Annotated in this window: 20 protein-coding genes and 1 pseudogene; 7 read left to right on the forward strand and 14 right to left on the reverse strand. The window is 64.6% G+C overall.

What is annotated here, in order from left to right; all coding sequences use genetic code 11:
• From ACTHNE_RS16440 to ACTHNE_RS16460, 5 genes and pseudogenes are all read left to right on the forward strand, one after another.
• Positions 1-195 (forward strand): annotated as a pseudogene (locus tag ACTHNE_RS16440) (S53 family peptidase); the annotation flags it as partial.
• Positions 196-290: 95 nt separating this feature from the next.
• Positions 291-1,184, forward strand: coding sequence for a PhzF family phenazine biosynthesis protein (locus ACTHNE_RS16445; protein ID WP_440269815.1), 894 nt, complete (start codon positions 291-293; stop codon positions 1,182-1,184).
• A gap of 265 nt (positions 1,185-1,449) precedes the next feature.
• Positions 1,450-2,772 (forward strand): APC family permease, encoded by a 1,323-nt coding sequence (locus tag ACTHNE_RS16450; protein ID WP_324946018.1) that lies wholly within the window; start codon positions 1,450-1,452, stop codon positions 2,770-2,772.
• Between the two features lie 320 nt (positions 2,773-3,092).
• Positions 3,093-3,629 (forward strand): (2Fe-2S)-binding protein, encoded by a 537-nt coding sequence (locus ACTHNE_RS16455; protein ID WP_324946021.1) that lies wholly within the window; start codon positions 3,093-3,095, stop codon positions 3,627-3,629.
• A complete protein-coding gene (locus tag ACTHNE_RS16460; RefSeq protein WP_324946024.1) occupies positions 3,626-5,878 on the forward strand; it encodes a xanthine dehydrogenase family protein molybdopterin-binding subunit in 2,253 nt (750 codons plus the stop codon). The genes ACTHNE_RS16455 and ACTHNE_RS16460 overlap by 4 nt, the downstream gene beginning before the upstream one ends.
• An 88-nt stretch (positions 5,879-5,966) precedes the next feature.
• Here the strand turns inward: ACTHNE_RS16460 and ACTHNE_RS16465 are convergent, their stop codons facing one another.
• The 4 genes from ACTHNE_RS16465 to ACTHNE_RS16480 all read right to left on the reverse strand — a co-directional run bounded on the left by ACTHNE_RS16465 (position 5,967) and on the right by ACTHNE_RS16480 (position 9,565).
• Entirely contained in the window at positions 5,967-7,943 is a 1,977-nt protein-coding gene (locus tag ACTHNE_RS16465; protein WP_440269816.1) for a hypothetical protein, read from the reverse strand.
• Between the two features lie 121 nt (positions 7,944-8,064).
• The gene (locus ACTHNE_RS16470) at positions 8,065-8,310 is read right to left on the reverse strand and encodes a type II toxin-antitoxin system HicA family toxin (protein WP_324946030.1); all 246 of its coding nucleotides are present in this window, start codon (positions 8,308-8,310) and stop codon (positions 8,065-8,067) included.
• Positions 8,307-8,513 carry a hypothetical protein gene (locus tag ACTHNE_RS16475; RefSeq protein ID WP_440269817.1) on the reverse strand — a complete coding sequence of 69 codons (207 nt, stop codon included), beginning with the start codon at positions 8,511-8,513 and terminating at the stop codon, positions 8,307-8,309. Before ACTHNE_RS16475 ends, ACTHNE_RS16470 begins: the two co-directional genes overlap by 4 nt.
• Positions 8,514-8,575: 62 nt before the next feature.
• Positions 8,576-9,565 (reverse strand): hypothetical protein, encoded by a 990-nt coding sequence (locus ACTHNE_RS16480; RefSeq protein WP_440269818.1) that lies wholly within the window; start codon positions 9,563-9,565, stop codon positions 8,576-8,578.
• A 245-nt stretch (positions 9,566-9,810) separates the two neighbouring features.
• Between ACTHNE_RS16480 and fusA the strand changes: the two genes are divergently transcribed.
• Both fusA and ACTHNE_RS16490 read left to right on the forward strand, forming a co-directional pair.
• Entirely contained in the window at positions 9,811-11,850 is a 2,040-nt protein-coding gene (gene fusA / locus ACTHNE_RS16485; RefSeq protein ID WP_440269819.1) for an elongation factor G, read from the forward strand.
• A gap of 123 nt (positions 11,851-11,973) precedes the next feature.
• Complete coding sequence (locus tag ACTHNE_RS16490) at positions 11,974-12,474, forward strand: GreA/GreB family elongation factor (protein WP_324946041.1); 501 nt, start codon at positions 11,974-11,976, stop codon at positions 12,472-12,474.
• A 184-nt stretch (positions 12,475-12,658) separates the two neighbouring features.
• Here ACTHNE_RS16490 and ACTHNE_RS16495 read toward each other — a convergent pair whose 3' ends face one another.
• The 10 genes from ACTHNE_RS16495 to ACTHNE_RS16540 form a co-directional block, all read right to left on the reverse strand.
• On the reverse strand, positions 12,659-13,966 hold the full coding sequence (locus ACTHNE_RS16495; RefSeq protein ID WP_414649773.1) for a DUF58 domain-containing protein: 1,308 nt from the start codon (positions 13,964-13,966) through the stop codon (positions 12,659-12,661).
• Entirely contained in the window at positions 13,966-14,982 is a 1,017-nt protein-coding gene (locus tag ACTHNE_RS16500; protein WP_440269820.1) for an AAA family ATPase, read from the reverse strand. The genes ACTHNE_RS16495 and ACTHNE_RS16500 overlap by 1 nt, the downstream gene beginning before the upstream one ends.
• Positions 14,979-16,088, reverse strand: a complete 1,110-nt coding sequence (locus ACTHNE_RS16505) for a hypothetical protein (protein ID WP_324946046.1) — start codon at positions 16,086-16,088, stop codon at positions 14,979-14,981. Before ACTHNE_RS16505 ends, ACTHNE_RS16500 begins: the two co-directional genes overlap by 4 nt.
• Entirely contained in the window at positions 16,085-17,614 is a 1,530-nt protein-coding gene (locus ACTHNE_RS16510) for a DUF4129 domain-containing protein (protein WP_440269821.1), read from the reverse strand. Before ACTHNE_RS16510 ends, ACTHNE_RS16505 begins: the two co-directional genes overlap by 4 nt.
• A complete protein-coding gene (locus ACTHNE_RS16515; protein WP_324946051.1) occupies positions 17,604-18,581 on the reverse strand; it encodes a stage II sporulation protein M in 978 nt (325 codons plus the stop codon). The genes ACTHNE_RS16510 and ACTHNE_RS16515 overlap by 11 nt, the downstream gene beginning before the upstream one ends.
• Positions 18,578-19,258, reverse strand: a complete 681-nt coding sequence (locus tag ACTHNE_RS16520) for an RDD family protein (RefSeq protein ID WP_440269822.1) — start codon at positions 19,256-19,258, stop codon at positions 18,578-18,580. The genes ACTHNE_RS16515 and ACTHNE_RS16520 overlap by 4 nt, the downstream gene beginning before the upstream one ends.
• Positions 19,258-19,788, reverse strand: coding sequence for an RDD family protein (locus ACTHNE_RS16525; protein WP_324946057.1), 531 nt, complete (start codon positions 19,786-19,788; stop codon positions 19,258-19,260). Before ACTHNE_RS16525 ends, ACTHNE_RS16520 begins: the two co-directional genes overlap by 1 nt.
• A 19-nt stretch (positions 19,789-19,807) precedes the next feature.
• A complete protein-coding gene (locus ACTHNE_RS16530; RefSeq protein WP_324946059.1) occupies positions 19,808-20,332 on the reverse strand; it encodes an RDD family protein in 525 nt (174 codons plus the stop codon).
• Between the two features lie 159 nt (positions 20,333-20,491).
• Positions 20,492-21,040 (reverse strand): type 1 glutamine amidotransferase domain-containing protein, encoded by a 549-nt coding sequence (locus ACTHNE_RS16535; protein ID WP_440269823.1) that lies wholly within the window; start codon positions 21,038-21,040, stop codon positions 20,492-20,494.
• Between the two features lie 88 nt (positions 21,041-21,128).
• The gene (locus ACTHNE_RS16540; protein WP_324938083.1) at positions 21,129-21,602 is read right to left on the reverse strand and encodes an SET domain-containing protein; all 474 of its coding nucleotides are present in this window, start codon (positions 21,600-21,602) and stop codon (positions 21,129-21,131) included.
• Positions 21,603-21,691: the final 89 nt, after the last annotated feature.

Below are 21,691 nucleotides of genomic sequence, written 5' to 3' on the forward strand. Positions count from 1 at the left end.
CATCGCATCGGCTTGTGGAATCCGCAGGTGTATGCGATCCAGAACATCTTCGGCTACGGCTGGTTCACGCCGTTCAAGGCGATTCGCACCGGCGACAACTGGTTCTACAACGGTGCGCCGCACTACAACCCAGGTGCAGGCATCGGTGCGCTCGATGTCGCGAATCTGGATGTGTTCCTGCGTAGCGGGTTTTAAGTAGCCGCCCCTTCCCTCCCCCGTTATCGGGGGAGGGAACTCAAGCGCACGCATGCATGGTTATGATGGCAGTTCTCTCCGCCATCTCATACGCCATGTCTTCCAAGCGCCGCTTCATGCAACTGGATGTGTTCTCGCACCTGCCGATGAAAGGCAATCCGCTCGCGGTCGTGATCGATGGCGACGGCTTGGACGAGGCCACCATGCGCGCCTTCGCGCGCTGGACGAATCTTTCCGAAACCGCTTTTCTGCTGCCGCCGACGGTGCCGGATGCGGATTATCGCGTGCGCATTTTCACGCCACGCCGGGAATTGCCGTTTGCCGGGCATCCGAGCGTCGGCAGCGCCTATGTGGCGATCGAAGCAGGCTTGGTCGATAGCGGCAAGACAAGCTTGATCCAGCAGTGCGCCGCCGGCCTGCTGCCGGTGACCGTCGAGTGTTCCGGCACCGAACGGGTGATCCGTGTGCAGGCACCGGCCGCTCGCGTGCATGACGTGAGCGCCGATGTGCGCCAGGCCATCGCGCAGGCGATCCACGTGGCGCCCGGCGATGTTTCGATCAGCCTGGTGGACAACGGTCCGCACTGGTGGGTGTGCGATATGGCGGAGGCATCGCGCGTGCGCGCCTTGAAGCCCGATCTGAGCGCCATCGCGGCGTTGACCGAACAGCATGGCGTCATTGGCCTCAGCGTGTTCGGCCAGGAACACGGCGGTATCGCGAAGATGGCCGTGCGCGCCTTCTGCCCGGCGGACGACATGCCGGAAGACCCGGTTACCGGCAGCGTTAACGCCGGCATCATGGCGCTGCTTGCCGAACGCGGCGATCGTCGTTTCGGCTTCGATTACGTGGCCAGCCAGGGGCGCGAAGTGGGCCGCGACGGATACGTGCACGTCAAGCGCGATGCCGCCAGCGGCGCCATCACCATCGGCGGGCGATGCGCGCTGGTGATTCGTGGCGAGCTGGATTTGGGCGAGACGGCTTCTGCTTAAGCGATCTGCTCCCTCCCCTGCGAAGTAGGGGAGGGCCGGGATGGGGTGAAGCAAGCTCGCGGAGCATTTCAATATTGCAGCAAGCCCAAACAACCCCACCCCAACCCTCCCATGCGCGCAGGGGAGGGAGCCATTGCTCGCACAGGAGCAGGAACTGTTCGCAGCGAACCCTTCATTTCTGCGCTGACACCTATCCAACGCTTGAGACCTTGCCGGATCAGCTGCCGATTGCCATGCTCTGCCTTTCCATTCCAGGGGCATCCCCATGACGTCACCGGTTACCGGCTATCAGCGCAGCCTTCGCCTGCGGGACGCGGCGCTGGTGGTGATCGGCGGGATCATCGGCGGCGGCATTTTCCTGAATCCAGGCATTGCCGCGCAGCGTACGGAATCGGGACTGGCGCTGCTGCTGATGTGGGTAGGCGCGGGCGTGCTGACCTTGATCGGCGCGCTGTGCTACGCCGAGCTTGGCGCGCGCCGTCCGCATGCCGGCGGCACGTATGTGTATTTGCGCGAAGCCTTCGGCCCGCTCGCGGGATTCCTGTTCGGCTGGACCATGCTGTTGGTGATCTATTCCGGTTCGAGCGCGGCGGTGGCGACGATCTTCGCCAGCTACGCGGCCTCGGTGTTCGGCCTGCCGGCGGGCGTGGCCACGCCGCTGGCGGTGGGCGCGCTGGCGATGGTGGCGGTGATCAACCTGTTCGGGCTCAAGTTCGGCGTGCAGATGCAGAACCTGTTCACGCTGCTGAAACTGCTCGCGGTGGCGGTGCTGGTGGTGTGCGGCCTGTTCCTGGCCGGCGTCGGCAGCGGCGCGCCGTGGCTGGCGGCCGATCCGGCACGCGCCGACGTCGGCTTCATGAGCGCGTCGCTGCCGGTGCTGTTCGCCTACTCCGGCTTTACCTATCTCAACAACCTCGCCGGCGAAGTGCGCGAACCGCAGCGGACGCTGCCGCGCGCGTTGTTCTTAGGCATGCTGGGCGTGATCGCGGCGTATGCGCTGGTCAACGTGGCCTATCTGGCGGTGCTGGGCCATGACGGGCTGGCGCACAGCCGCACGCCCGCGGCGGAGGTGATGAACAAGGTGTTCGGCCCGGCCGGTGCGAAGGTGATCGCCATCGGCATCGCCATTTCCACCTTCGGCTTCTGCAACATCACCCTGGTCGCCGGCGCGCGTGTACTGCAGGTGATGGGCGCCGACGGGTTGTTCTTCGCCAGCGTGGGACGGCTGCATCCGCGTCATCACACGCCGAATCTGGCGCTGGTGCTGCTGGTGGGCTGGTCGATCGTGCTGGTGCTGTCGGGCAGCTACGGCCAATTGCTCGATTACGCCACCTTCGGCGACTGGCTGGCCTGCGCCGTGGGCGTGGCCACGCTGTTCTGGTACCGCCATCGGCAGCAGGGCGAGGTGGCGTTCCGCGTGCCGGGCTATCCGCTGCTGCCGCTGATTTTCGTCGTCGTCATCGGGCTGGTGGTGGTGCAGAGCCTGCGTACAAGTTTGGTGAATACGGGCATCGGCGTGGCGATCATGGCGGCCGGCATCCCGGTGTATTTCATCTGGAAGCATTTGTTCAGGGCGGTTCGCACCTAAATTCCCGTGGCAATGCCAAAATGGGGGAATGAGGGATGCTCTGATCAATTCTGCGCAGGTGTCACCGGTTCTGTCTGTTCGCAGGCCACAGGGCCGTCGGCGAAGGCAGACTGGCCGTCTGTCGAGACGATGGACCGAAGGCATGCGGACAGACAGAGCCGGCCCGAAGGGTGAAGCCCAGAAAGCCCGCAGGCCGTGCCGCGCGACTTGAAAAGACGGCCAGTCTTCCCTGCATCGCGCAACACGCCCTGCGGGCTTTCTGGGCTTCATGCCACCTACGCAGAATTGATCAGAGCATCCCACTACGGAGACATCACCCGATGGCGCAAGACCACGCCGCGCTGCCCAGTAAGGCTGCGGATATCACGCCCACCCCAGTCCGCCCCGGCATCGAACTGCAGATCAACGGCGAGGCGTTCCGCCATACCGGCGATCCGGAGATGCCGCTGCTGTGGTACCTGCGCGATGTGCTGCGCCTCAACGGCACCAAGTACAGCGGCGAGCATGGCGAAGGCGGCGCGGACCTGGTGCTGGTCAACGGCAAGGCCACCTCCGCCATCGGTATGAGTGTGAGCAAGCTGGCCGGCAAGAAGATCACCACGGTGGAAGGCCTTGCCGATGCCAAAGGCAACCTGCATCCGCTGCAACTGGCGTTCATCGACGAAGACGCGATCGGCTGCGGCTACTGCACGCCGGGCTGGTTGATTGCATCGATGGATCTGCTTGGCCGCAACAAGGATCCTTCCGACAACGACATCGACGGCCTGCCCAACCTCTGCCGCTGCGGCTGCCAGACGCGCGTGCGCAAGGCGATCAAGCGCGCCGCCGCGGCGATGAAGCAAGGGGCGAAGGCATGAGCTGCCAGGTGAGATTGTCGCGCCGCCGCTTTTTGCAGGTACTCGCCGGTTCGGCCGGTGCGTTGATTGTCGGCATTCGTACTGTCCGCGCCGCCACCGCGCCGACACCTCCGGACATGCTGGGCGATACGCTGTACGACTTAGGTCCCTATGTGCGCGTCGATGCCGATGGCACCGTGCTGATCGGTGCGCGCGATCCGGAAACCGGCACCGGTGTGGCGACCGCGCTCGCACGCATCATCGCCGACGAAATGGACGCCGACTGGCAGTACGTGCGCGTGCTGCCGCTGGGCCTGGGCGTGGCCGACGACAACGGCAAGCCGCGCTGGCTCTACGGCCAGCAAGTGGGCGGCACCGGCAATTCCATGCCGCGCGCATGGCGCGACCTGCGCTCGGCCGGCGCATTGGTGCGCTGGCTGCTGATCCGCGCCGCCGTCCCGCAGCTTGGCGTACCACCGGAACAATTGCGCACCGAGCAAGGCGCAGTGATTGCACCGGACGGCCGCCGCATCGGCTACGGCGCACTGGCTGCCGCCGCCGCAAAAATCGCGCTGCCGCCCGGCCCGATCTCGCTGAAAACGCCGGACCGTTACACCCTGATCGGCAAGCCCGCCGGCGATATCGACGCACGCGCGATCGTCACCGGACAAACACCCTACGCACTCGATCAGCACCTGGGCGAGACATTGGTTGCCGTGCTGGCGCATTGCCCGTGGCCGGATGGCCAGCTCACCGGACTCGACAGCAGCGCCGCGCTCGCCATCAAGGGCGTGGTGAAAGTGATCGAGCTCAAGCCCGAGCCGAACCTGCCTCCGGGCCAGACGGTGATCGCGCCGGCGGTCGCCGTGATCGCGGAAAACACCTGGGCCGCCCTGCAAGGCCGGCGCGCGCTGAAGCTCACCTGGAAACCTGGCGCCAGCGGCAGCGAAAGCACCGCGGCGCTGGAACAACAGGCCACTGCCCTGCTCAACAGTGACGCCGCGCCCACCACACGCGTGCGTGACGAGGGCGACGTCGACAAGGCCAAACGCAAGGCCGCACGCCGCGTCGAAGCCACCTACTATCAACCGTGGCTGGCGCACGCCACCAGCGAACCGATGAACTGCCTGGTGCGCCTGGACAAGACCAGCGCCACGCTTTACGTACCCACGCAATCGCCGCAGCAGGCGTGGACGGTGGTGCAGCGTCTGACCGGCCTCACGCCGGACCAGATCGACATCCGCGTGCCGCGCATCGGCGGTGGCTATGGCCGTCGCCTCGATCACGATTACGTGGCCGAAGCGGTCATGCTGGCCAAGGAAGTCGACAAGCCGCTGCAACTGTTCTGGCCGCGCGACGAAGATCTCACGCACGATTTCTACCGCTCAGGCACCGTGCACAAGTTCAACGCGATCATCGACGCCAAACGCCATGTGATCGCCTGGAACCAGCGCGTCGCCAGCGCTTCCGCGCTCACCGGCCGCGGCGTGCCGAGCGATCATCTGTGGACGTCGGAGGTCGGCGCGAACCAGTTGCCGGCGGGCTTCGTTCCCAATTACCGCAGCGACTGGTTCGGGCTCACTTCCTCGCTGCCACGCGGTCCGCACCGCGGCATGCCGGATGTCACCAACGCGTTTGCCGTCGGCAGCTTCATCGACGAGATCGCGCATTCGCTGAAGGAAGATCCCCTCGTCACGCAACTGCGCCTGCTTGGCGAGCCACGCCTGGTACCGCTGCAAGGCGGCGGCGCGATCGACACCGCGCGCCTGGTGAATGTCTTGAAGCTGGTCGCCGATCGCATCAGCTGGAAAGATTGGCTGCACACGGTGAATGGCCTCGGCATCGCCTGCTGGTACACCGGCGGCGCGTACGTGGCGCATGCGATCGAAGTATCGATGAAAGGCGAAAAGCTCACCATCGAGCGCGCCGTGTGCGCGGTCGACGTCGGCCGCGTGATCAATCCCACCGGCCTGGAAGGCCAGGTCGCCGGCGCCACGCTGGATGCGCTTTCCACCACGTTGAATCTTGCCATCACCACCAAGGATGGCAAGGTGCAGCAAAGCACCTGGAAGGATTACCCGCTCGCCGGCATGTCGCAGTTGCCGCGCACGGTCGAAGTGATCGTCGTGCCCGGCGAAGGCGATCCGGCCGGCGCTAGCTTCCTCGCCATGCCGACCGCGGCGCCGGCGCTCGCCAATGCGGTGTTCCGCGTCAGCGCGGTACGCGTGCGGCGGTTACCGTTAATGAAGGAACTGCTGCGGTTGTTGTAAGCGCAGCGGCGCGACCGAACCCAACATCGCTCTGCATGTCGACATGGCGATGCTGGGTTTCGCTTCGGGATCAAGTCCAGGGCTCTGCCTAATGAAATTGATCGCTGGCCGGCACCCACGAACCTGATTTCGGCGTACCCACCGGCCTGATCGGCTGCGGCAGGGGTTTCAACGGCGCCGTGGGTGATGGCGGACAGTTCGGCGGCATCGGGCCGCCACTCACACGCGCCGCCGCGCATTCGGCACTGTTGTCCAGCACCACTGGCGCGACGGGCGCAGGCGTGCTTGCCGCGCCAGCCGTTTCGCTCTTGGGGATGGATGCGTTCTGCGTGGGCAGGTTCAGGCGGTCGTAGATCTTCTTGTCCAGCGGTTGCGCCGGTGGATCCGGGTTGTGGCAACTGAACAGAGCCGACGGCAGCAACGGCATCACGCCGCATTCGATGCGCACGCCCTGCGGCAGATTGAAGGTGTGTTTCACCGTGGTCTTTTCGACCGCGTGGCGCAAGGCGGTGTCGACCGAGCTCTCGCCTTCGGGCGTCCAGTATTTGTCGAAGCGCGTCGCCTTGTAGCGCGGCAGGTTGGTGTTGTGCGACATGATTTCCGTATCGCCGCGCGGCTTGAGCTGAATATACGTACCGTTGGGCGTACCTGGCGTGCCGCCACCCTGCTCGCCCGCGGTGTTGTTGCCGGTGCCGATCGACGACGACGGCTGCGTGCCCTGCCCGGTGTTGTTTTCCGTCTGCGACTGGATCACGCCGTTGGGTTGCCCCGGATTGCCGGTCTCGCTGCCTTGCGGCGTGGCGTTAGGCGCGGTGCTCGCGCTTGCGTTGCCTTCGCTGGCGGCAGCGCTCGATGGCGATGGGTTGGGCGAGGATGTCGCCGCAGTTTGCTGCTCGCTGCTGGACGACGTCGACGGCTTGGATTCGTTCTGTGGCGTGGTCGGCGTCGGCGAAGGCGCCGGGCTCGATTGCGGACGCAGCGAAACCTCCGGCACCGCCAGCTTGGGCGCTTCGATATTCAACGCCGGGGCCGAAGGCGTAACGCTCGGCGCCGGCGCGGCAACCGGCGTCACCGGCACGGGCGCAAGTTGCGATTGTTCCTGCGGACGCGCGACGGGGCCGGCCACCTGCTGCGATAGCTGCGGCACGCTCGGCGCCGCCAATGGCGTGGCCGATGGCTGCAGGTTGACCGTGGGCGCCACCTGCGCCGGCAAGGGAATCGGCTGCAAGGTTGGCGATGGCGGCGCCGCGGTCGCGGTGCTGGGTTGAACCGCCGCCACGGTTGGCATGGGTGGCGGCGTCAACGACGGTTTTTCCACGGCGATCTGTGGCGGTGTAACCGTGGGCGCCGATTGCGCCGGCTGCGTGGGCAAGGCCACCGACGGCAACGGCGGCATCGGCTGCGTACCTTCCGGCTGCGCCTTGCGCACTGGTTCGGGCTGAAACGCCGGCGGCACCGGTTGCGGCGCCTGCACGGCCTGCAACGACAGCGCCGCGGGTGGCAGGCCGCTGGGCGTCGGTTGTTCGATCGGCGGCGCCGACGGCTTCGGCAGCGTGATCGGCGGCATCGGCGCGGCTGGTGCTTGGGCTTTCTCCGCGGCTGGCTGCTTGGCCTGCGCCACCACCGGCTCCTGTTTTGGCGCGGGCACCGGCGGCTGCGCTACCGCCGCCACCGGTGCGGCGGTGGAGGTTTCATGCGTGGCGTGCGTCACCTGCGAGGTGTTGCCGCGATGCGTAGGGCCATGCTCCTTGGGCGGCACACCGCGCACGGGCGGCGGCGGTGGCGGCTGCGGTTTGTTCTGGATCAGGCGCACCAGCAGCGCATTGCCCTTCGGTTCCGGCGGTGGGGGCGGAAGGTCGTAGGGCGAACCGAGGATCATCGTAAGCAGCACCACCAGGTGCACCAGGATGCTGCCGATAAGCCCGATCGATTTCAGCAGCCGATCGCGCGGCCGGTCCTGCCTGCGCCGCCGATACACCAACGCCCACGTCGCCGCATCGCGCGGCGACTTGATCATCAGCACCTGCTGGGGCGGTTTGGATTTATCGGGAGATGGCGGCGACATAAGCGCCAGTGTAATGGCGGACGCGCTTCTTTCTTCGTCCGCCGGCACGCGGCCGTAGGCGGAAATGCCAACCCGGGCATTGCGCGCGAAGCGATCTGCCGAAACCAGCGCGCGGATTTTCTCAAGCGCCGAAAAGCATCTCCGCCAGCGCGGCTTTGGACACGCCGCGCTGCTCGGCCACGTCCGCCAGGATCGCGGCAAGCGTGCCGAGCTTCAACGGAGCATGGTTAGGAACAGTGAGCGAATGCGGCTGTGGGTGATCGGTTTGCAACCGTATGTGGCTGCCTGTTTGTCTCACCGTGCGGTAGCCAATGCGATGCAGCGCCTTGATCAGTTCAGAGGCGTCCACATCCCTGGGCAACCTCATGCGGCCAATACCTCGTCACGCACATAATGAAGGCGTATGACCGCAGGACCCTTGCCCGGATCAAAATGACAATGCACCGCATCGCGCACGTTCTGGCGCAACGCTTCTACCGTTTCGGCCTGAGTAAAGATCGACTCGCCCAGTGCGCGCGCGGAATAACCGCCTTCGGCAGCTTCTTCGACCAAAAAAACGATTTCGCTCATGGAGGTCTCCGGGCGTTTTGACCTGATGGTACGCCAGAACGTCAAGCCGCCCAACATGCGATCTACGATCCTGGCTGCTTCTTTTCCGCATCCACCGCACGCGCGGGCGTATCGACCGGGCAACCTTGGGGCAGCGGTTTGCCAGCCCGGTAATCGGCAATGCAGGCGGCAAGATCCGGTTTCGGCGGCGCATTGCCCTTGACCAGCGCTGCTGGCGCCATGTTCAAGCGTTCATCACCATCGGTGGGGGGAGGCGGAGGCGGCGGATCGCCACCGCATCCACCCGCAAGCGCGGCAAATGAAATGCCACAGTGGATGCGCACGCCACCCGGCAACTGGATCGTTTTCTTCACCGTGGTTTTTTCGACGACTTTCTGCAGGGCATCGTCGATGGCGTTCGTGCTCTTGCGCCAATACGGATCCAATTTGGTCGGTTTGTACTTGATCGGATCCTTGTCATGCATGATCTGCGTATCCCCTTGCGGCGCACGCTGCACGTAGTCGGCGGAAGGCGCGGCCGACGCACTGGATGCATTCGCCGGCAGCACGATCTGCCCTGTGCGATCGAACAATACCGGGCGCGGCGCCGAGCTGGCGGGCACGGGCGGCGGTGGCGGCGATGCAGGCATGTGCAAGGTCATCGCGTTCTTCGATACCGGCTCGCGCGCCGGCGGCGGCAATGGCGGCGGCGTGATGGGCGGTGGCGCGGCTTTGGCGGTCGCCGGGGCGCGCGCGATGAAACGCACCTGGATGCCCTGGTCGAGCTGCACCTGCACCACCTGTGGCGGCATCGACGTGGGCTTCATCTCGTACCACACCACCACCACGAACAAAGCATGCAGCACCAGCGCGATCGCCAACGCCATCCACAGCCGTCGGTGATCGCGCGGCGGCTTGCGCCAGCGCAATTCGTGCAGCATGGCGCGGGTGGGGCCGTCGAGCAGCGCCAGGCCGCGATGGGCTTCTGGTGACCAGCGGTGATGCTCGACCTGATCGGGGCGTTCGATAAGCGTCCTCGCTGCGGGGATGGCGGTGTCGGTGGGTGCAGACAAAGACCGTGAGTTTCCCCGGCAGTTCCATGCGCAATCACACCGCTTTAACGCCTGCCGTCCAGCAGGGTCTTCGCACTGCAACTTGACCATCCCGGCCAATGAGAGAAGGCTAACCGAACGCGAAGCCAGCAGGCTCGCCGGTATTCCCGCCATGACCCGCCCAGCGTCCCATACGCAAAGGACGAGCATGACGCCCCGCCACGAACTAGCCGCCACGTGCGGCTCTTGCAGAGGAGGGTCGCATCGTGTCCTACAACACGGAAAACATCCGCAACATCGCGCTCGCCGGTCACGCCGGCGCCGGCAAGACCACCCTGTTCGAGGCCTTGCTGCAAGCCGGTGGCGTCATCCAGAACGCCGGATCGGTCGAGCGCGGCACCACGCAATCGGACACCGACCCGCAGGAAAAGGCGCGCGGCCACTCCATCGACAGCTGCATCGCCGGCATCGACCGCAACGCCTGCCACATCAACCTGATCGACACCGCCGGCTACACCGATTTCCGCGGCGGCACGCTCGCTGCGTTCGCGGCCGTGGAAACCGTCGCCGTAGTGGTGAATGCCGCCAACGGCATCGAACACGGCACGCGCCGGATAATGGAACGCGCACGCGAGCGCGGCCTGGCGCGTTTGCTGGTGATCAACAAGATCGACGCCGACGTCGCTGCCCTTCCCGCCCTGGTGAACGCGCTGCGCGAGGAATTCGGCAGCGAATGCCTGCCGGTGAATCTTCCGGCGAACGACGCCGGCAAGGTGCTGGATTGCTTTTTCCATCGCGACGGCGCCACCGATTTTTCCTCGCTGGCCGAAGCGCACCAGCAGATTCTCGACCAGGTAGTGGAAGTCAACGAAGCGACCATGGGCGCGTACCTGGATGCCGGCGAAGAGGCGCTTACGCCACAGCAATTGCACGATGCGTTCGAGCAATGCCTGCGTGAGGGCCACCTGGTGCCGATCTGTTTCGTCAGCGCGCGCAGCAGCGCGGGCGTAGGCGAATTACTGGATATCTTCGATCGCCTGCTACCCAATCCGGCCGAGGCCAATCCGCCGCCCTTTCGCAATGCGCAGAATTTGCAGATCGCCGTCGAACCGGACCCGAACGCCCATGCGATCGCCGACGTCTTTAAGGTGGTGAACGATCCCTTCGTCGGCAAGCTGGCGATTTTCCGCGTATGGCAAGGCACGGTGCGCCGCGAAAGCCAACTCTTCATCGATGACAACCGCAAGGCGTTCAAGGTGGGACACCTGTTTCGCCTGAACGGTAAAACGCATATGGAAATGGAACAGGCCATACCTGGCGACATCGCCGCCGTGGCGAAAGTGGAAGACATCCATTTCGACGCCGTGCTGCACGATTCCCATGACGAGGACAGCATTCGCCTGGCGCCGGTGCATTTCCCACAGCCGATGTTCGGTCTTGCGCTCGAACCCAAGCACAAGGGACAGGAACAGAAACTCTCGCAGGCGCTGTCGCGGTTGGCCGAAGAAGATCCCTGCTTTCGCGTCGAGCACCATAAGGAACTCAACGAAACCGTCATCCGCGGGCTGTCGGACCTCCATTTGAAGATCATGCTGGAGCGCATGAAGGAGCGCTATGGCGTCGAAGTCATTACGCATCCGCCACGCATCGCCTATCGCGAAACCATTTCCGGCTCGGCCGAGGGTCATCATCGTCACAAAAAGCAGACCGGTGGCGCGGGACAATTCGGCGAAGTATTTCTGCGCGTGGATCCGCTCGAACGCGGCGCAGGTTTCGAATTCATCGATGCGGTGAAAGGCGGCGTCATTCCCGGCCAGTTCTTGCCGGCGATCGAGAAAGGCGTGCGGCAGGCAATGGAGTTCGGCGCGGTGGCCGGTTATCCATTGCAGGACCTGCGCGTTACCGTGTACGACGGCAAATACCATCCGGTCGATTCGAAGGAAGTCGCCTTCGTTTCCGCGGGAAAAAAAGCGTTTCTCGACGCGGTCGGCAAGGCGCGACCGATCGTGCTGGAACCGATCATGGATGTGGAAGTGGCCATTCCCGAACCGAGCGTCGGCGACGTCACCGGCGGCCTGGCCAGCAAGCGCGCACGCATCATGGGCACGGACGCCAAAAGGGACGGCGAGCTGGTGATCAAGGCGCAGGCGCCGCTGGCCGAACTCACCGATTACCCGACCGAGCTGAAAGCCATGACGGGCGGACGCGGCCGCTACAGCCTCGACCTGAGCCACTACGAACCGGTGCCGCCGCCGGTGCAACGCCAGCTCAGCGAGGCGTGGAAACCCAAACTGGACGAAGACTGACTTCGCCAGACTGAACCGGTCGGCCGGCATGGCGTTGCAGCCATCCGGACCGACCTTATGTACTCAGAAGACACCCGCCGCCCAGGCAGGTTTTGAACACATGATTCCTATAGGAGGGCCGCAATGAGCCGAGCCTTCGTCAAAGACAATGATGACGACAACCAGGATGCCTTGCCCGAATTGCCGGCAAGCACGCACCCCAATTACGTCACGCCGCGCGGCCTCGCCGTCCTGCGCGAACGCCTGGCCGATGCGCTGGCGCGCCGCGATGCGCTCAAGGCCAACGAACAGGATGCGCTCGCCCAGCGCAACGAACTGGCTGCGCTGGAGCGCGACCTGCGTTATCTCAACGCACGCGTCGCCAGCGCGATCGAAGTGGACCTTTCCAAGCAGCCACACGATCGCGTGGCGTTCGGCGCGACCGTCACCGTGGACAGCGATGAAGGCGAGCGGCGTTGGCAGATCGTCGGCGAAGATGAAGCGGATGCCGAGCATGGCCTGGTGAGTTATGTATCGCCGCTGGCGACGGCGTTGCTGGGTGCGAGTGTGGGTGATGAAGTGCGCTGGGAGCGGCCGGCGGGGGATATGACGATCGAGGTGTTGCGGATCGAATACGGTGATTGATGACCAATACGCTTCGATGCTGCCGACATTCAATTCGTGCCTCACCGTCATTCCGGCGAACGCCGGAATCCAGTTTTTGAATACATCGTGCGAAGCACACAAAACCCATATGCCGTGTGCTTCGCACGTAATTCTTGACTGGATTCCGGCGTTCGCCGGAATGACGGTGAGGTGAGATTGCGACCTACAGGCGGCTTTCGCGTTTCAACCGCAGATAACGCTCGATCAACGCGCTGGACAACTGCGCGCATTCCACATCCAGCGTCATCACGCCGCGACGGTTGAGATCGTCATGCACGCGCTCGCGCCCGTCCAGGTAATGCATGGCCGCGGCGCTGCGGATGGCGCTCTCCAGCTCGTCGCCCGCATGCTGCGCCGCCTGCTCCACCGCCTGTTCGCGCAAGCTCGCGACCAGCACCAGATGACGTTGCGCGAGCAGCGTCACGGCCATGGCCAACTCGCTGTCGTCTTCGTCACGCACGTTGGTGATCAGGATCACCAGTGCGCGGCGGCGCTGCCGTTCCTGTAATGCGCGTGCAGCAGCGAGGTAGTCGGTCGGCGCGGAGGTGGCCTGCAAGTCGTAGCCGGTGCCGAGCAGCAGATCCATACCGCCGCTGTCGCGCTGGGGCGGCAACCAGCGTTGCGTGCGCCCGGTGCAAGCCAGCAGGCCCACCGCATCGCCCTCGCGCATGGCGATGTAGGCCAGCGACAAGGATGCGTTCAACACGTGATCGAAATGCGAGAGCGTGCCATCCTTTGCCAGCATGCGGCGGCCGCAATCGAGCAGCAGCACGATCTGCTGGTTGCGCTCCTCGCGGTATTCACGCGAGATGAAATGGCCCATGCGCGCGGTGGCTTTCCAGTCGATCTTGCGCATGCTGTCGCCGACGCGGTAGTCGCGCAGCTCCTGGAATTCCGTCCCTTCGCCGCGCCGCCGCTGCAGACGCGCGCCAAAGGTATGCGAAGCCAGTTCCACCGTGAGGCCGGCCATCTTCGCCAATGGTGCGAAGTTGGGATAGACGCGCACGGTATTTACCACGTCGAGCGTGCGGCACTGCCGCCATAACCGCCAGGCGGACTGCATGCGCAGGTGGCAGCCGGCGAACAGCGCAGATCCGCGTTCGTCCGGCGTCAGGCCATATTCGAATGCGTAATTGGTTTCTGCAGGCAGGTGCAATCGATGCGGCAGCCCACGTACCGGCCAACTGCCGGGATGCAGGTCGTGCACGTCGATCGTACGCAGGTTTTTTCCGGCCGACTGCATGCGCAGGCGCACCAGCATGTCCACGCCCAGCGGCACTACCGGGGCCACGTCGCGCTGCACGGCGGGTGACGCGGTACGTTGCAGCCGCCACGCATCCAGCAGCATCACGCACGCCAGCGCGGCACCGCAGGCCAGCCATGCGTTCAATGGAAGCATGTCCAGACTCGCCAGCACGCCCACCAGCGTCCAGCCGAACAGCAGCCACAACAGCAATGGAGCCGGTCGCATCATTGCCGCGGCGCAGCCACCTTGTGCAGCAGCGCGCGGATCACGTCATCCGGACGCTGCCGTTCCACCAGCGCTTCGGGCGCCAGCAGCAAGCGATGGCGCAAGGCCGGCAACGCCACCGTGCGCACGTCGTCCGGCGTGACGAAATCGCGTCCGTCCATGGCAGCGTGCGCACGCGCCAGACGCGCAAGCGCCAGGCCACCGCGCGGCCCCGCGCCACCGACCACCGCCGGCCATTCGCGTGTTGCACGCGCGATGCGCACGGCGTAATCGGTGACGGCCGGGTCCATGTGCATATGCGCTACACCCTGCTGCATCGCCTGCAATGCTTCCTGCGTCATCACCTGCTGCACGCGCGATACGTCGAGATCCGCCGCGACTTTCCCATGCAGCACGTTTTCCACCATGCGCTTTTCGTCATCCAGCGAGGGATAATCGATCAGCACCTTGATCAGGAAGCGATCGAGTTGCGCTTCGGGCAGCGGATAGGTGCCTTCCTGCTCGATCGGGTTTTGCGTGGCGACCACCATGAATGGCGCAGGCAACGGAAAGCGGCGCCCTTCGATGGTGGCCTGCCCTTCCTGCATCGCTTCAAGCAAGGCCGCCTGCGTCTTGGCGGGTGCGCGGTTGATTTCATCGGCCAGCAGCAGGTTCGCGAACACCGGACCGCGGCGAATCTGGAAGCGCTCGGCTTTTACGTCGTAGATCGCGTGGCCGGTGACGTCGGTGGGCATCAGGTCCGGCGTGAACTGGATGCGCCCGAAGCTGCAGTTCATCGCTGCCGCCAGGGCACGCACCAGCAAGGTCTTGCCGAGACCCGGCACGCCCTCGATCAACACGTGTCCGCCGGCCAGCAAGGCCATCAGCACCTGGTCGAAGACCTCGGTCTGACCGATGAAGGCGTGCGCCACCTGCTGGCGCAACGCGTTGGTACGTGCGTGGATGATGTCGACCGTCATCGGCGCAGGCGGCGCGGCGGGCGCAAGGGTTTCGGCCAAAGTATCGGATTTCGTCATAGGTGGCTCCTCAGCCGCGCCAACGTGATCATGCTGCCGCGGAACGCAGCGGCGTTCGCGGGCGAAAGGAATGCTTGCTCGATATGGGAAGCGTCCAGCCGGCTGCGTTGCGCCAGCCATGCATACAACTCGTCGCGCTTGAGCGTGGTGCTGACCGGGTCGCGCCGATGTAGGCGTGCAAGCAGCGCCTCGCACGCCAGCTGGTGCAGGCTGCGCCCGCCATCGCGCCGGAACAGGAACTCGCCGACGGCCTGGATGTGTTCCAGCAAGGCGCGCCGATGCGCCGCGGGCGCCGGCACCAGCGGACCGAGCCGCTCGCTGCGCATAAGCATCCAGCCTGCGACAAGCAACAACGATGCAAGCAGTGCCGGCCAGCCACGCACGAACAGGCTGACCCAGAACGAACTGCCGGCCAACTCGTACAGCAGATAGCAATGGCCGCGCCCGAAGTTCGGCGCCAGCAAACGCCAAGCGAACGCTTGCTGTGCAGGCTTTTTCAGGCTGTTGTCGGCCAGCACGCCGAGATTGCTCAACATGCTGACAGCGCCATCGCCTTCGGCCACGCGCGCAAAGACCAAACCCTTGTCCGCATTGTCCCCAAGCAGCACCTGGGCATGCGCGAGCGCCTGCCTGGTCAGATGAAAACCGCTGCCGCAGATGCGCATGGGATTCTTGTCGCCGTTGCCCGCAAGCGCGACGCAGGTGTACTTGCTTTCCTGATTGCTGAGCAGGCCCAGTTCGTCCAGCAAAGGCACGTCGCGCTTGGCATAGGCGGTAGGCGAGAACACCAGATGGCCGCCCTCGCGAACCCATTCGGCCAGGTTCACCGCATCGTCGGGCTTGATGCGGCCGATGTCATCGCCGATCACCACCGTGTCGCCGGCATCCAGCTCGGGAAGGATCTTGTAAAGCAGCACGCTGCTGCTGGCCGGTTGCCCCATGCTCTTGAGCACATTCTGGAGCGCAAAGAAACGGTTGTAGCGTGCCTCGCCGGTGGCGGGCGTGGTTTCCGTGGTCCACTCGCGCTTGAAGGTCTGGAAAAACATCGCGACGCACGCAGCGACCACAATGATCGCCAGCAGCACGAAGATGCTGCGGCTCTTCATGGCGTCACCTGCTGCGCGGGCCAGCCCGACAGCAACGCGTCGATGTCGGCGTCGCCGGGATAACGGTCGGCGTAGGCGGCAAGCTGCCAGGTGCGCACGATGATGATCAGTCGCTCGCGCCGCGCAGCGTCTTCCAGCGAACGCGCGTGCCGCAACCAGTCCGATTCGGTCGCATCGATCGGCGGCTGCATGCGCAAGGCGACGGCTGCACGCTGCACGCTGCCGCGATAAAGCAAGGCCAATGCTTCGCGCCGACGGCCTTCGCGCCACAGTTCGCGCACGGCGGCGGGCAAGTCGTCCGGCACCGGCGCTTCGTGGACGACACTGCTGCGCAACGCCTTCGGCTTTTCGGCGGGTTTTATCGCAGGCATCGAGATGCCGCGCAGATGACGCACGGCGAACACGATCAAGGCTGCCACCACGGCCGCCAGCAACGCCCATAAACCCAGGTTCAACAAGCCGGATCCAAGATTGCCGAATATAGCCAGCCACCCGCCCGAGGAATCGGTCGACGGCTTGGGCGGTTTCAAGTCCCAAGGCTTTTTCAAAACCCAGTGCATCACCTTGTGTTCCTGCCCGAAGCGCGGATCGCGATAGACCTCGGCGGCCTTGCGCGCGAACAAGGCATCCTTGTCGTTCACCGGCTGATGGAACACCTCGGCGATGTTCTGCGGTGCCGGCTCGGCGTCCGCATGCTTGTCGGCGGCGCGTGCGATGGATGGCGCGCCGACGATGCACGCAAGCAACACCATTGCCACGCCTGCTTCCAGCAGACGCTGACGCAAGCGCCGGAAAGCGAGATCGATATCCCACGCCTCCAATTGCGTACGGCGATTGAGGTACAGCGCAAAACCGGCCGCTACGTACAGCGGCTCGACGATGCTCATCGACAGGTATGTCACGCCCCATACGATCCACACCAGCGCGTGGCGGAAGGCCGGCATCGTGAAGGCCTGGTTCATATCACGCATCGAATCGGGCAGCGATTCGCTCGGCAGCATCCACACCGCAAAGATGCACAAGCTGAGCGAGATGGTCAGCTCGAACGCGATGCAGGTCCAGGTCAGGCCGCTCGCTACACCCACCAGCGGCCGGCTGAGCACGCGCCAGCGCGCACGCCGCTGCTTGGCGGCCACACCTTCCAGCAGTTCCATCGGCAAACGCAGCGAACGGTTGGTATCCACGCGCAGGTAGGACAAGGCGGCGAGCGTTCGCTTCCATGGCCACGCCCACTGCGCACGCAGCGTGGCGCGCCAGGTCGGCGCTTGCTCGAACACCGCGCGCGACAGCACATAGAGCGGAATGCGATCGAACAGCGGCCGCAGCCACCAGGGCAAAAGCAAGCCCAGCCACGGTGCGCCGAGCAGCCAAGCCAAAGCTTGGCAAAGCAGAAAAATCGGCAAGGTAAAGGCGAACCACGCCAGCCACACCGCACGCGCATGCGCGCGCAGCATGGTCATGCCCAGGTCCATCGCTTCGGGCGAAGTGCGCGGACGCAAGGCGACGCCGATGCGTTCAAGCTGCATGACGGCTCCCTGCGCCACCGCGCGCCAGCCACCACAGCACCAGCAACCAGATGCCGGCGCCGCTGCTGAATTTCACCACGTCAGGCAACGCAGCAATCGACGACCAATACGCCTCGATAAATGCCGCGGCGATCAACATCGCGAACGCACCCATCGCCAGTCGCGCGCCGGTCCATGCCGCCTCGCGCAGCGCGTCCTCGCGCCGCAATCGTCCCGGCGCGAGCAGGCGCAGGCCAAAATGCAGTCCCGCGCCGCCGGCGATCACGATGGCGGTCAGTTCGAATCCGGAATGGCCCACCACGAAGCGCCAGAACGGGCCGCCATAGCCGATCGCGTTCAAGTGTCCCGCCACGCCGCCCATGATCACGCCGTTGGCGGCCAGCACGTAGATCGCGCCCACGCCGAACAGCAAACCCGACGCGAACGTGCGGAACGCGATGCTGACATTGTTCATGATGTAGTAGCCGAACATCTGCAGATCGGTACCGCTGCTGCGCCCGATATGGCTGTTGGCCGGGTCGTACATCTTGTCGAAGTCGGCAAGCTGTCGCGTGCTGAACAGCGAATACGCCAGCGCCGGTTTCCACTGGATCAGGATGTACGCCACGATCGCCGGCAGATACAGCAGCAACGCGGCGATCAGCATGCAGCGCCATTGCTGGCGCACCAGGCGCGGAAAATCGGCCAGCAGGAACACCGCCACCTTGTGCCAGCGCGGCGCCGGCGGGCGATAGAGCTGGCGGTGTCCCATCTGCACGATGCGCTGCAGGCGATCGGTCACTTCGCGGCTGTAGCCGCGCGCCTGCGCCAATGAAAGCTGATGGCAGACGCGTCGATAGGCTTGCGGGAAATCCAGCATGCGCTCGGCGCGCATCGCCGCTTGCGGTTTTCGATCGAGTTGCGCGAGCCACGCTTGCAACGTGTCCCACTCTTGCGCATGCGAGGCGACGAACTGCTCCTGCTTCATGGTCTTCCCAGCAATCCATTGGCATAGGCGGTGAGCTGCACGACCGCCGCGGTGCCTTCGCGGCCGGTCAGCGGATACAGGATATCGGCCAGTTCTTCCTGCCGCTGCACCGTGAGCTGCGGCGAGCGCTCGGCGAATTCGATCACCGCGGCTTGCTCGTCCTGATCCAGCGGCAAGGGCAGCGGCTGCGCAGGCGCGACCGGCACCTTGCTGCCCGCAGGCAGATCGTCCGCATGCACCACCAGCGTGCCGGCCACGATGTCGCCGATGCGGCGCGCGGACGGATCGATCATGCCGCACACCAGGCCAACCCCGTAGATGCCCGGCAGGCCATCGACCACGCGCAGCAGGTTGCGCGTGATCGACGGCAGCAAGGTCACCGGTGTGCCGTCCGCGCTGACCACGCGCAGGCCCAGCGCGCGCTTGCCCAGCGTCTGGCCGTGGAACCATACCTCGCACACCACGTTGTAGCCCCAGGTGAGCGCGAACAGCAGCAGCAAGGCCAGGCCCGTGCCGCCGCGGCCGAGCGCGGCAAAGATGCCGACCGCGGTGGAATACACGATGGCGCGCAAACCCAGATCGAGCAGCCACGCCTGCGCACGACTGAACGCGCCGGCGGCACGCAGACGCAGGCTGACGCCTTCCGGCGTTTCGATCTCGCGTACCGTATCGAGCATCAGTCGGTGATGACGATGGTGTCCGCGATGTAATCGTGGATGCAGCGTTTGTCGCTGCCGAAGATCACCAGCGCGTCGGCGAGGCCCGCCAAGCTGCCGACAAACGGTATCCAGCGCACGACAAACAGCGGCAGCCAACGCAACACGACCACACGCCAGACTTCGACCGTGCTGCCGTCGGTGCGCACGAGCTTGGTGCCGACCGTGCGCTTGCCGATGGTCTGCCCGTTCTTGCTGAGCAAGTTGAGATTGATGGCAACGATCACCAGCAACAAGACTGCGCTGACGGTCATGGCCGTCGTCCCGGTAAAGGGAAGCTTTTCCAGCAGCTGCGCGGTGGCGGCATGATTGATGCCGTAATGCGAGGCCCACCACATCGACAAGGGCCAGGCGAACATGCCTACGATGAAGCTATCGATGAAGGCGCCCCAGAACCGCTGCCATCGCGTCGCCTTGCGCGACTCCAGATCTGTATTGACCGGTGCATCTTCCACCACCGCGCCCGGCGCGGCATACGGATTCGTTTCCATGTTTCGTGTTCCTCCTGCGTCAGCTGTTGATGACGATGGTGTCCGCAATGCGGTCGTGCAGGCAGCGCTTTTCCTGGCTGAAAATCATGAGCGCGTCGATCAACGCAGCGAACCGACCCACCAACGGAATCAGGCCAAGCAAGCCAATGGGCAGGGCGCGCAGGAAAAAGATGCGCGCAAGCGACGCCCGATCACCATCGGTTCGAACAATCTTGATGCCCAGTACACGCTTGCCGATGGTTTGGCCGCTGCGATGGAGGAGAATCAAGTTGTAGACAGCAAGGCAGAAAAAGATGGCGGCACATAGCGCGGCAACGGCCCCATAAGTGGAAGCTGGCGCCGTTTCCCCACGCGCTCTTGCAAGGTAACCCGTGTATGCCGGAACGGCGACTGGCAGCAAGCACAGGCCGAAGAACAGATCGTCGAGCAAAACCGCCCCTAGACGTCGTCCACGCGTTGCTTTGCGTGCCTCCAGGTCATCACCGCCAAACGCAGACACATCGTCGACCACCGCGCCAGGCGCGGCATACGGATTGTTTTCCATGGCTTGTTTTCCCTGTCAGAACCGGCCCCCATGCCGGCGCCCGAGTATATGGGCAACTCATGACAGGCGTACAAGTGCCCGCGAAGGTTCGTAGGTTGGGGTGTGAACCCCAACGTTGCCATGTATGGACGAATCGGATGTTGGGGTTCGCGCCCCAACCTACGCCGCCAGCAGCTCGATGAAGGCCTTGCCGAACGCCGGAATATCGTCGGGCTTGCGACTGGTGATCAGGTTGCCGTCGCGCACCACTTCGCGGTCTTCCCAGCGCGCGCCCGCGTTTTCCAGATCCTGCTTCAGGCTGGGCCAGGAGGTCATGGTGTGCCCCTTCACCTGGCCGGCGTTAATCAGCGTCCACGGACCATGGCAGATCGCCGCGATGGGCTTGTTCGCTTCGCCGAAGGCGCGCACGAACGAGACGGCTTCCTCTTTCATGCGCAGCTTGTCGGGGTTGATCACCCCGCCAGGCAGCAGCAGCGCCTGGTAGTCGTCGGGCTTGGCCTGGTCGAGCGGCCGGTCCACTTTCACCGCGCCGCCCCAGTCGCTGACTTTCCAGCCCTTGATTTCTTTGGCGTCGCCGGGGGCGATCACGTCGACCTGGGCGCCGGCTTCTTCGAGCATCTTCTTCGGCTCGGTCAGTTCGGCGTATTCGAAACCGTCGGTGGCAAGCAGCGCAATTTTCTTGCCGGACAAGGATTTGCTGGGGCTCATGGCGCAGACTCCGGATGGTAAGGCCCGAAGTCTGCAAACAGCGCTATACAAGTTACGTATGCCGCCGGTGAGGGCGGCGTGACGCGGCTTACTTGGCGCGCTTGGGCTTGAGCAAGGTGCCCGTGCACTTGGGCGAACCGCACAGGCAGGCCCATTTCTTCTTGAGGCGCGCGGTATGCGGCACTTCCAGCACGATGCCGTAGTCGTAGGTGAGTTCCTCGCCGGCCTTGATGTTGCGCTTGGCTTCGATGATCACCTTGTCCTTGCGCAGATCGCCCTTCTCGTTTTCGATCACGAAGGCCACGCAGTTGGGCGCGCAGCTGTGGTTGATCCAACGCGCGATGTTGCCCTTGCGGTTGGCGTCGAGGATGTACTCGTCGTTGAGCGTAAACAGGAAGGTGTGCCCGGTTTCGCCACCGTCGCCGTACATCTCGTCGGCGTCCTCGTGGGTCATCAGCGTGCCCTTGTATTCGATGATTTCTTCACCCTTCTTGATCGGGGCGACGGCAAAAACGCCATTGCCGTGGATGGGTGAGCGGCGAGCAACGATGCGACGGGACATGGATATCCGGATTTGGAAGGATGGAAAGTGCAATCGCTAATGATGCCTGCTCTGTGTGACGTTGGGAACCGTGACGGCGATGCGATGAG

The organism is Dyella sp. (genome assembly GCF_051954575.1).
GTDB lineage: Bacteria > Pseudomonadota > Gammaproteobacteria > Xanthomonadales > Rhodanobacteraceae > Dyella_B.

What these genes read in the sequence shown, in the direction of transcription:
- ACTHNE_RS16445 (WP_440269815.1), top strand. Translation starts at nt 291, where the DNA reads ATGTCTTCCAAGCGCCGCTTCATGCAACTGGATGTGTTCTCGCACCTG.
- ACTHNE_RS16450 (WP_324946018.1), top strand. Translation starts at nt 1,450, where the DNA reads ATGACGTCACCGGTTACCGGCTATCAGCGCAGCCTTCGCCTGCGGGAC.
- ACTHNE_RS16455 (WP_324946021.1), top strand. Translation starts at nt 3,093, where the DNA reads ATGGCGCAAGACCACGCCGCGCTGCCCAGTAAGGCTGCGGATATCACG.
- ACTHNE_RS16460 (WP_324946024.1), top strand. Translation starts at nt 3,626, where the DNA reads ATGAGCTGCCAGGTGAGATTGTCGCGCCGCCGCTTTTTGCAGGTACTC.
- ACTHNE_RS16465 (WP_440269816.1), bottom strand. Translation starts at nt 7,943, where the DNA reads ATGTCGCCGCCATCTCCCGATAAATCCAAACCGCCCCAGCAGGTGCTG.
- ACTHNE_RS16470 (WP_324946030.1), bottom strand. Translation starts at nt 8,310, where the DNA reads ATGAGGTTGCCCAGGGATGTGGACGCCTCTGAACTGATCAAGGCGCTG.
- ACTHNE_RS16475 (WP_440269817.1), bottom strand. Translation starts at nt 8,513, where the DNA reads ATGAGCGAAATCGTTTTTTTGGTCGAAGAAGCTGCCGAAGGCGGTTAT.
- ACTHNE_RS16490 (WP_324946041.1), top strand. Translation starts at nt 11,974, where the DNA reads ATGAGCCGAGCCTTCGTCAAAGACAATGATGACGACAACCAGGATGCC.
- ACTHNE_RS16495 (WP_414649773.1), bottom strand. Translation starts at nt 13,966, where the DNA reads ATGCGACCGGCTCCATTGCTGTTGTGGCTGCTGTTCGGCTGGACGCTG.
- ACTHNE_RS16500 (WP_440269820.1), bottom strand. Translation starts at nt 14,982, where the DNA reads ATGACGAAATCCGATACTTTGGCCGAAACCCTTGCGCCCGCCGCGCCG.
- ACTHNE_RS16505 (WP_324946046.1), bottom strand. Translation starts at nt 16,088, where the DNA reads ATGAAGAGCCGCAGCATCTTCGTGCTGCTGGCGATCATTGTGGTCGCT.
- ACTHNE_RS16510 (WP_440269821.1), bottom strand. Translation starts at nt 17,614, where the DNA reads ATGCAGCTTGAACGCATCGGCGTCGCCTTGCGTCCGCGCACTTCGCCC.
- ACTHNE_RS16515 (WP_324946051.1), bottom strand. Translation starts at nt 18,581, where the DNA reads ATGAAGCAGGAGCAGTTCGTCGCCTCGCATGCGCAAGAGTGGGACACG.
- ACTHNE_RS16520 (WP_440269822.1), bottom strand. Translation starts at nt 19,258, where the DNA reads ATGCTCGATACGGTACGCGAGATCGAAACGCCGGAAGGCGTCAGCCTG.
- ACTHNE_RS16525 (WP_324946057.1), bottom strand. Translation starts at nt 19,788, where the DNA reads ATGGAAACGAATCCGTATGCCGCGCCGGGCGCGGTGGTGGAAGATGCA.
- ACTHNE_RS16530 (WP_324946059.1), bottom strand. Translation starts at nt 20,332, where the DNA reads ATGGAAAACAATCCGTATGCCGCGCCTGGCGCGGTGGTCGACGATGTG.
- ACTHNE_RS16535 (WP_440269823.1), bottom strand. Translation starts at nt 21,040, where the DNA reads ATGAGCCCCAGCAAATCCTTGTCCGGCAAGAAAATTGCGCTGCTTGCC.
- ACTHNE_RS16540 (WP_324938083.1), bottom strand. Translation starts at nt 21,602, where the DNA reads ATGTCCCGTCGCATCGTTGCTCGCCGCTCACCCATCCACGGCAATGGC.